This is a genomic window from Bacillus sp. ISL-47, assembly GCF_018613175.1.
Lineage (GTDB): Bacteria > Bacillota > Bacilli > Bacillales > Cytobacillaceae > Cytobacillus.
Map to the genome: position 1 here is coordinate 1 of NZ_JAGGQS010000093.1, position 9,137 is coordinate 9,137.

A 9,137-nucleotide genomic window follows, 5' to 3' on the forward strand; every position below is an offset into this window, starting at 1 on the left:
GAGACCCCGCAGGCGCTGCGCTTCAGGAGGCTCACCGCCCGCCCAGCGGAAGCTTGAGCATCCTTAAGCGGAAATCAACCTCTCCTCACTACTTGTTTAAAAAGCACAGAGTTTGCGAAAATAGCCAAAATACAAGTGCAACTTCCCGGTCTGACGTCAATCAGCAAATAACTACTCCAAAAGGGAGATGGGAATATGAATTTCAAAAACGGGCAAATCATTGATAAGCAGAGATTTCCTTCACCTAACCCAGCAATCGAATTATCGGTGGTCACCTATTATGCAAACGGATTACATATCAAGGGTCTTCTCGCAGAACCAAAGGGAGAAGAATTGTATGATGGATTCCTTTATTTGCGCGGCGGTATTAAAAATGTCGGCAAAGTGAGGCCTGGGAGGATTGTCCAGTTTGCTTGTGAAGGCTTTATTGTATTCGCGCCTTTTTACAGGGGGAATCAAGGAGGAGATGGCAACGAGGATTTTGCGGGGGATGACCGGCAGGATGCCTTCGCAGCCTTCACTCTTCTCCAGGAGCATTCAAGAGTAAAAAAGGTTCATATTTTTGGCTTTTCACGAGGCGGTGTGATGGCACTGCTGACTGCAATCCAATTTCCTGAAGCAGCTTCAGTGGTGACATGGGGAGGAGTCAGCGATATGTTCCTTACCTATGTCGAACGCAAGGACCTTCGCCGGATGATGAAACGGGTGATAGGCGGGACCCCGACTAAATTTCCGGACCGCTATAAATACAGGACACCGCTTTTTCAGCTGGAAAAGATGCAGGCGCCAGTTCTGATCATCCATGGAGAGCAGGATCGGAATGTCTCGGTGGAGCATTCATTCCGCCTGGAAAAAAGGCTAAAAGCACTCAATAAGAAGGTGGATAGCTGGTATTTTAGAGAATACACCCATTACTTTCCCCCTGCTGTTAATCGGAAAACCGTTGAGGATTTAACAGCCTGGATGAAAAACTGCGAATGAGTATCTCTCTATTTTTCCTTTGGGACTTTCAGTGCTGTTGAAGGTGGGGTAAAATAGAGGAAATGATATCACAAATGAAGGAGAGATACCAATGGGTATGCCTTTGGAGTTAAATACAATGATCGTGACAAAGGGCAGGGAAAAGAGGCTTGATGAAAATTATTTTTCACTGGTCAAAGAAGGGTACAGACTATACCCGCTGGACATCCCGGTTGAAGTGAAAAGAACGATTGACGGTGACCTGAATGGCACAGGGATTATCAAAAAAGTGGAGTGGGAAAATAGCCAGACAGTTATTAAGTACCAACTAGTAGCATTAAATTCAACAAATTAAATGAGCGCCTGGACTATGTCCGGGCGTTTTTTGATGTTAATAAAATATTTCCAAAAAAACTGTAAGATGGAATCAAAAAATCCGTCCTATTTAACAAAGGGGGGGAAGTTGATGGATGCCGGCCGGCAAGTGGAACAATGGTTTCAGGAATATGAAAAAGATATCACCAATTACCTGGTGTATTTTACAGGATCCATGGATGTAGAAGATCTTGTACAGGAAACATTTTTAAAAGCATTTCAGTCCTGCGGACGTTTTAAATTTGACTCAAATCCAAAAACATGGCTAATCAGCATTGCACGCAATGCAGCCATTGATTTTTATAGAAAAAGAAGTGTCTGGCAAAACCTTAAGGAAAAATTGTCAAGGCAGCCTTCACAAATAGAATCAGCAATCACAGAAGAGCTATTCATAAAAAAGGCGGAAACTGCCCGGTTATTAGGGGCTATTCATACATTGAAAACGAACTACCGTGACGTAGTCCTGCTAAGAGGGATTGCCGAACTATCAGCTGAAGAGACTGGAGAGGTCCTGGGATGGACAGAAAATAAGGTGAATGTGACCTTTCACCGTGCAGTAAAAAAATTAAATTTGCTATTAAAGGAGGATGAGCAAAGTGACACATCTTTCTGATAAAGAGATGCTCGAGAAATTGAAGGAACTCCCTGCCCATGAACTAAATGGCGATCAGAAAAATAGAATTATACACAGCATTCGCAAACAAAAGGCGCCCAAAAGAAAATTTAGTTTTTCTTTTCAACGGGCTGGTGTTTTGGCTGCCATTCTTTCAGTACTTATCATTGCCCCTATTTTAGTTTTGGAGAATAAAAGCGAACCAGAAAATCATCTGGGAGGAGTGGTTGAAAGAGCGGAAAGCGGTGAATATTTTGCGCTTCTTGGTCAAGATGGGAAACCTGTCTATCCCGATTCAAATTTTGGCATTCCTGGCAGGGTCAGTTTGTTAAGTCCTCCTGAATGGATTGCCGGTGACGGCAGAAGTGTAGCGAAAATCATGGTCTATTTATGGTGGAAGCCTGGCGAGCAGGTTTATCAAAATATGAAAGTGGAAGCAGTCCATGTGGATACTGGCTTTACACAGAAGATTGCTTCATTCCCCTTAAACGCAGGTATTTATGGCTCTGATGCCCACGCTTTGACAAGCTTCAAGCCTTTTGAAAAACATGGCATCTGGAATCTGAAGTTCATGTTTGGAGAAAGAACGTTTGAAGAATTCTCCATATACGTGAAGGAATCTTATGTAAAAATGGGTGACTCCACATTAATGATTTCACAGGAAGACCTGGTGGCAGGAACCTTTAAAAATGTAAAGATCGAGGTTGAAGGAGAAGATCTGCCTGAGCAAGTGGAACTTGAACTGTTTAGTTTCGAAGACGGAACAACTGAGGTATTTCTTTTTTCAGGAAAAACAGATTATATTAAAGCAGACTCTGGTAAAAAAGTAAGCATGTATACTGGTGATATCGTATTTAACAAAAGCGGTAGATACAGACTGGGTGCTCTAAAACAATCAGTACCCATTGAGGTGAGGAAGCCGGTTGATGAGGAGGATTAGCTTAAGGAGGAAGCTAATGGTAGCCTTTCCTGTTAGAAAAGAAAACGCTAAATGAGAGGGAAGGGGGAAAAAGAGATTCAATCATACGATTCTATCTGGTAATTGAGAGAACAGACAACTAATAGCCGAAAAAACGTGAATACCGGGAAATACAGGAATAAAAGGACACATGCAATAACCAAGTAAAAAAGGAATTGCCGCTCTCAAACGGCAATTCCCTTTTTTATTATGCGATTGGTCCGCCTTTTTCTTCGATTTCAGAGGAAACGCTTGTGAATTTCTTGAAGTTCTCACGGAATTTTGATGCGAGTTCTTTCGCTTTAAATTCATAAGCAGCCTGGTCAGCCCATGTTTTGTTTGGCTGAAGGACTTCATCAGGTACACCTGTTACGTGCTGTGGAATTTCAAGGCCAAAGATTTCGTCTTTGATTGTGTCTACGTTGTTCAGTTCGCCTTCAAGAGCAGCTTCTATCATTGCACGTGTGTAGGCAAGCTTCATACGTTCGCCGACTCCGTACTCTCCGCCAGTCCAGCCTGTGTTCACAAGGAAGACTTTTGCGTTATGCTCATCGATTTTTTCACCTAGCATTTCAGCATAGCGGTTTGCAGGCAGCGGAAGAAATGGTGATCCGAAGCAAGTTGAGAATGTTGCCTGCGGTGATGTAATGCCGCGCTCAGTTCCAGCAAGCTTGGAAGTATAGCCGCTTAAGAAATGGTACATTGCCTGCTCTTTTGAAAGTTTAGAAATTGGAGGCAATACGCCAAATGCGTCAGCTGTTAAGAATACAATTGTATTAGGGTGTCCGGCAATGCTTGGGTCAACGATATTATCGATGGCCTGCAGCTGGTATGCCGCACGTGTATTTTCAGTTAGTGTGCTGTCATCGTAATCAGCCACGCGATTTTCGCTGTTAATCACTACATTTTCCAATACGGCCCCAAAGCGGATTGCATCGAAAATTTGCGGTTCTTTTTCGCGTGATAAGTTGATGCATTTCGCGTAGCATCCGCCTTCAATGTTGAATACGCCATTTGCTGACCAGCCGTGCTCATCATCACCGATTAAGCGGCGGTTTGGATCAGCAGACAATGTTGTTTTTCCAGTTCCTGATAAACCGAAGAATAAAGCAACATCGCCTTCACGTCCAACGTTTGCTGAACAATGCATAGGAAGGATTCCGTTTTCTGGAAGCATATAGTTCATCACAGAGAAAATGGACTTTTTCATTTCGCCAGCATATTCTGTACCACCGATCAAAACAGTGCGGCGTTCGAATGAAATGATGATAAATGTTTCGGATTTTGTGCCATCAACAGCAGGATCTGCTTTGAAGTTAGGCGCAGAAATCACAGTAAACTCTGATTCATGGTCAAGAAGCTCATCTTCTGCCGGACGAATAAATAATTGGTGTGCGAACAGGTTGTGCCAAGCATATTCGTTGATGACCTGGATTGGCATGCGATGCTTTTTATCGGCACCTGCAAAGCCTTTGAAAACAAATACTTCTTCTTTTTCTTTTAAGTAGTTTATTACTTTATTATAAAGATTAGAGAATGCTTCTTCAGAAATTGGCTGGTTTACGCTGCCCCAGTCAATTTTATCTTTATTTGATGCTTCTTCAACAATGTATTTATCTTTAGGGGATCGTCCTGTATACTTTCCAGTAGTAGCACGTACGGCACCAGTTGATGTAAGAGACCCTTCGTTACGGTTTAAAACTTTTTCCACAAGCTGAGGAACAGATAATTGTACTTGAATGTTGCTGCCATTTAGTAATTCGCTCAATTCGTTTGATATGCTTACAGAGTTCATCTGATGAATACCTTCCTTTTTCCGATTTTTTTATGAAAGTGATTACATCTCAAAATTAGTATAACACATTAAATTAATTAGTCTATACTATTGTGATAAATTTTTACCCAATGTTATAGAAATATCACAATTAGACTAAAAAATACATTTTAACGCCTTATAACCGGTATATGTTAAAATAGAAGAAAGTGTTAAGTCTGAACATGGGACTGGTATTAATGAAGACAATTGCCCTTTATGATGGAACGTGCTCTTTATGCAAGGAAACGAAGCGGCTTTCTAAAAAGCTTGATTGGCTGAATAGGGTCGAGTGGGTTTCCTTGCAGGAATATGAAAAAAATCCGAACTCCATTTCGTTTTCCAAACAGGAGTTGCGAAAAGAACTTCATATCATTAGTCCTAATGGTGATATTAAAAAAGGGTACTATGCCGTAAGGAGACTTCTGCTGCAATTTCCTGCAACCTTTTTAGTAAGCATTCTATTATATATCCCATTTACACCTATAATCGGAAATCCCATTTATCAATGGACCGCTAAAAACAGGCATAAATTCTTAAAGAATAAGTGTGATGACGGAAGCTGTTCTCTGTAAGGGTATCACCTTATTTTCTTAAGGGAAATTTTAATAAAGAAATTGATTAAAATTTGTTGACATAAATCGATAAAATACGGTATGATTCAACCTTGAACGGATACTCTCTTATCCCGAGCTGGTGGAGGGACAGGCCCTATGAAACCCAGCAACCTGCTAAAAGGCAATAAACAGCAAAGGTGCTAACCTGACGCAAGGACGTAATTCCTTGAACGATAAGAGTGAAAGGCGCGAATTGATTTGCTTTCAACCTTTTCACTAATGAGAAGGTTTTTTATTTTGCTTATCTAGCTCCAGCACCCAGCTCCTCGAGGTCATAAGCCATTCCCTTGCAGAAGGCAAAAAACGCCTTCCTTCAGGGCCTGTCTTATGCTTGTCGGAGCTACCCGGGTGCTTGCGCTTTTAAACTGGCAATGAAATGAACGGCTTTTGGAATGTACTATTTATGTGAGTTTTATGGCCTGGCTCTGCTAGCGAGTTTGCTTTTTTAAAGGCAGCTTCCAGCGGTGCTTAAGAAAATGAACCTTGGCTTTGTGGTCAGCGTTTCCAATTTTCTTAATAAAAACTCCATGTTTATTTCATACTACTAAGGGAATGAGTTCCGTATCAAACAGAGATCCTTGAAATGCCAGGAAAAAGTTTTTTTTGAGGCTGCTTCCGCGTTTCTAATTCTCGCTCAATTTTCTATTTATAAGGAGGAAGCCAGATGTCAACAAAGCGTCGTTTGTTTACTTCTGAATCAGTTACTGAAGGTCATCCGGATAAAATTTGTGACCAAATTTCTGATGCAATTTTAGATGCGATTTTATCTAAAGATGCGAATGCCCGCGTTGCTGCAGAAACTTCTGTAACAACAGGACTTGTATTAGTCGCAGGTGAAATCACAACATCTACATACGTAGATATTCCAAAAATCGTTCGTGAAACGGTGAAAGAAATCGGTTATACCCGTGCTAAATATGGTTTCGACTCTGAAACATGTGCAGTCTTAACTTCCATTGACGAACAGTCAGCGGATATCGCCATGGGTGTTGACCAGGCGTTGGAAGCACGCGAAGGAAATATGAGCGATGAGGAAATCGAAGCAATCGGTGCAGGAGACCAGGGCTTAATGTTTGGCTTTGCCTGCAACGAAACAAAAGAGCTTATGCCTCTTCCGATTTCTTTAGCACATAAAATATCCCGCCGCCTGACAGAAGTGCGCAAAGAAGAGATTCTTCCCTACCTTCGTCCGGACGGCAAAACTCAGGTAACGGTTGAGTATGATGAAAATGACAAGCCTGTCCGTATTGATACGATTGTTATTTCCACTCAGCATCATCCGGAAATCAGTCTGGAGCAAATCCAGCGCAACCTGAAGGAACATGTCATCAATCCGGTTGTTCCGAAAGAACTAATCGATGAGGATACAAAATACTTCATTAATCCAACAGGACGTTTCGTTATCGGCGGACCTCAAGGGGACGCAGGGTTAACGGGACGAAAAATCATTGTAGATACTTACGGCGGTTATGCACGCCACGGCGGCGGAGCGTTCTCCGGTAAGGATCCTACAAAGGTTGACCGTTCTGCTGCCTATGCTGCACGTTATGTTGCGAAAAACCTTGTAGCTGCTGGTTTAGCAGAAAAAGTGGAAGTACAGCTTGCATACGCTATTGGTGTAGCACAGCCGGTATCCATATCTGTAGATACATTCGGCACAGGAAAAGTAGAGGAAGATGTGCTTGTTGATCTTATTAGAAAGCACTTTGATCTTCGTCCTGCAGGCATTATTAACATGCTTGACCTTCGCCGCCCGATCTATAAGCAAACAGCTGCTTACGGCCATTTCGGACGTACAGATGTTGATCTTCCTTGGGAGCGTACAGACAAAGCAGAAATTCTACGTTCTGAAGCCCTTTAATCATAAAGCGGGAGTTGCATTTAATATGTAACTCCCGCTTTCTTTTTTACGTCTTTAAACATATAAGGGAAAATTCACCCGTTTAGGGTCTTTCTGCCCTTTAGGCGTTTACCGATTTATGTTATCGTATAAACTTCTGATAATGGTCTTATTTTCCGCTGAGGTTTTTTTCATAATCCCCGTGCTAATTTAAAATGATTAGTGGTAGTATTATAGGGTATGTTTTTTAAAGACAGAGGAGCCGTTTAGGCTATATTAAATAACGAGAAAAGAATGGAGTAGGTGACGTACATAATGTGTGGTTTTATTGGTTGTGTACATGATAAAGCACAAAATTACCGTGACGCAGATAAAGAGCAATTTGAAAATATGAATGATATCATTACCCATCGTGGCCCGGATGATTCGGGATATTATTTTGATGAGCATATCCAATTCGGCTTCCGGCGTTTGAGTATTATCGATATTGAAAGCGGACATCAGCCGCTGACTTATGAAAATGAGCGTTATTGGATTATTTTTAATGGTGAAATTTACAACTATGTGGAATTGCGTGAAGAACTTCTCAATGCAGGCTTAAGCTTTGAAACTAGCTCTGATACAGAGGTTATTATCGCCCTATACAGCCATTTAAAAGAAAAGGCTGTTGAAAAGCTTCGCGGCATGTTCGCTTTTGTAATTTGGGATAAACAGGAGCAGTCATTATACGGAGCAAGAGATCCATTCGGGATCAAACCTTTCTTTTACTATGACAAAGGGGACCGTACCTTCTTTGGTTCAGAAAAGAAGAGCATCCTATTGGCGCTGCAAAATGATGTATTGAATTATGATTCCTTGCAGCACTATTTAACCTATCAGTTTGTGCCTGAGCCAAATACGATGTCAGAAGGAATCCATAAGCTGGAGCCAGGACACTATTTTACGAAAAAAATTGGCGCTCCAATGGAAATCAACCGCTATTGGAAAGCAGCTTTCCATCCTGTAAAAAAATCGGAAGCAGACTTTACGAAAGAAATTAGAGATGTATTGTTTGATTCGGTTAAAATGCACATGCGTGCGGATGTCCCTGTTGGTTCCTTCCTTTCCGGCGGTATCGACTCATCCATTATTGCTTCCATTGCAAAGGAGTTCCATCCGGCTATTAAAACTTTCTCTGTCGGGTTTGAACGCAATGGCTTCAGCGAAGTGGATGTTGCGAAAGAAACGGCTGAAAAGCTTGGCGTTGAAAACATCAGCTATATCATATCGCCCGAGGAATATATGAACGAGATTCCAAAAATCATGTGGCATATGGATGATCCGCTTGCTGACCCAGCCTGCGTGCCTTTATATTTTGTCGCAAGGGAAGCACGCAAGCATGTTACAGTCGTTCTTTCCGGTGAAGGCGCGGATGAGTTGTTTGGCGGCTACAATATTTACCGCGAGCCGCAATCTCTAGACGTGTTCAACAAAATACCGGCAATCGGCAAAAAGCTGCTAAGAATGATTGCAAACATGATGCCGGAAGGAATGAAGGGCAAAAGCTTTATCGAGCGTGGTGTAACACCGATGGAGGAGCGCTATATCGGAAACGCGAAAATGTTTACAGAAGAAGAAAAGCGCAACCTGCTTCATGTATATAAAGATGGCTTAAATTATACCGATATCACAAAGCCGCTTTATGATGAAAGCCGAGGCTATGATCCGGTTGACCGCATGCAGTATATTGATATTCACACATGGATGCGCGGAGACATTTTATTAAAAGCGGACAAAATGACGATGGCCCATTCACTTGAACTTCGTGTTCCTTTCCTTGATAAAGAAGTGTTTGAGGTAGCTTCCAACATACCGACCAGCCTGAAAACAGCAAATGGCACAACGAAGTACATTCTTCGCAAACCGGCAGAAGGAGTTGGGCCTGATCATGTGTTAAATCGTAAAAAGCTTGACTTCCCGGT

Annotated in this window: 9 protein-coding genes and 1 riboswitch; of the genes, 8 read left to right on the top strand and 1 reads right to left on the bottom strand. The window is 42.0% G+C overall.

From position 1 onward, the window contains the following. The 5 genes from J7I93_RS24795 to J7I93_RS24815 form a co-directional block, all read left to right on the top strand. The coding region (locus J7I93_RS24795) for a hypothetical protein (protein ID WP_214729584.1) at positions 1 to 224 on the top strand (224 nt) is incomplete at its 5' end. After that, positions 196 to 981 carry an alpha/beta hydrolase family protein gene (locus tag J7I93_RS24800; protein ID WP_214729586.1) on the top strand — a complete coding sequence of 262 codons (786 nt, stop codon included), beginning with the start codon at positions 196 to 198 and terminating at the stop codon, positions 979 to 981. The genes J7I93_RS24795 and J7I93_RS24800, both read left to right, overlap by 29 nt. A gap of 91 nt (positions 982 to 1,072) precedes the next feature. Beyond that, positions 1,073 to 1,315, top strand: a complete 243-nt coding sequence (locus J7I93_RS24805) for a DUF2584 domain-containing protein (protein WP_214729588.1) — start codon at positions 1,073 to 1,075, stop codon at positions 1,313 to 1,315. A gap of 111 nt (positions 1,316 to 1,426) precedes the next feature. Further along, positions 1,427 to 1,948 carry an RNA polymerase sigma factor gene (locus J7I93_RS24810; RefSeq protein ID WP_214729590.1) on the top strand — a complete coding sequence of 174 codons (522 nt, stop codon included), beginning with the start codon at positions 1,427 to 1,429 and terminating at the stop codon, positions 1,946 to 1,948. Next, entirely contained in the window at positions 1,923 to 2,888 is a 966-nt protein-coding gene (locus J7I93_RS24815; RefSeq protein ID WP_214729592.1) for a hypothetical protein, read from the top strand. Before J7I93_RS24810 ends, J7I93_RS24815 begins: the two co-directional genes overlap by 26 nt. A gap of 226 nt (positions 2,889 to 3,114) precedes the next feature. On the opposite strand, the gene pckA is transcribed toward J7I93_RS24815, so the two are convergent. Beyond that, complete coding sequence (pckA, locus tag J7I93_RS24820) at positions 3,115 to 4,701, bottom strand: phosphoenolpyruvate carboxykinase (ATP) (RefSeq protein WP_214729594.1); 1,587 nt, start codon at positions 4,699 to 4,701, stop codon at positions 3,115 to 3,117. Positions 4,702 to 4,919: 218 nt separating this feature from the next. Here pckA and J7I93_RS24825 point away from each other — a divergent pair, with 218 nt between their 5' ends. From J7I93_RS24825 to asnB, 3 genes are all read left to right on the top strand, one after another. Further along, positions 4,920 to 5,294, top strand: a complete 375-nt coding sequence (locus J7I93_RS24825; protein ID WP_214729596.1) for a thiol-disulfide oxidoreductase DCC family protein — start codon at positions 4,920 to 4,922, stop codon at positions 5,292 to 5,294. A gap of 105 nt (positions 5,295 to 5,399) precedes the next feature. Further along, a riboswitch (SAM riboswitch) is annotated at positions 5,400 to 5,516 on the top strand. Positions 5,517 to 6,000: 484 nt separating this feature from the next. Continuing rightward, positions 6,001 to 7,197: a methionine adenosyltransferase gene (gene metK / locus J7I93_RS24830; RefSeq protein ID WP_214729598.1), complete on the top strand. Its 1,197-nt coding sequence runs from the start codon at positions 6,001 to 6,003 to the stop codon at positions 7,195 to 7,197. A gap of 294 nt (positions 7,198 to 7,491) precedes the next feature. After that, a partial coding sequence (gene asnB / locus J7I93_RS24835; RefSeq protein ID WP_214729600.1) for an asparagine synthase (glutamine-hydrolyzing) occupies positions 7,492 to 9,137 on the top strand: 1,646 nt, incomplete at its 3' end.

Bases quoted from the DNA above. Each gene is read 5' to 3' on its own strand.
- J7I93_RS24800 (WP_214729586.1), top strand. From the start codon at position 196: ATGAATTTCAAAAACGGGCAAATCATTGATAAGCAGAGATTTCCTTCA.
- J7I93_RS24805 (WP_214729588.1), top strand. From the start codon at position 1,073: ATGGGTATGCCTTTGGAGTTAAATACAATGATCGTGACAAAGGGCAGG.
- J7I93_RS24810 (WP_214729590.1), top strand. From the start codon at position 1,427: ATGGATGCCGGCCGGCAAGTGGAACAATGGTTTCAGGAATATGAAAAA.
- J7I93_RS24815 (WP_214729592.1), top strand. From the start codon at position 1,923: ATGAGCAAAGTGACACATCTTTCTGATAAAGAGATGCTCGAGAAATTG.
- pckA (WP_214729594.1), bottom strand. From the start codon at position 4,701: ATGAACTCTGTAAGCATATCAAACGAATTGAGCGAATTACTAAATGGC.
- J7I93_RS24825 (WP_214729596.1), top strand. From the start codon at position 4,920: ATGAAGACAATTGCCCTTTATGATGGAACGTGCTCTTTATGCAAGGAA.
- metK (WP_214729598.1), top strand. From the start codon at position 6,001: ATGTCAACAAAGCGTCGTTTGTTTACTTCTGAATCAGTTACTGAAGGT.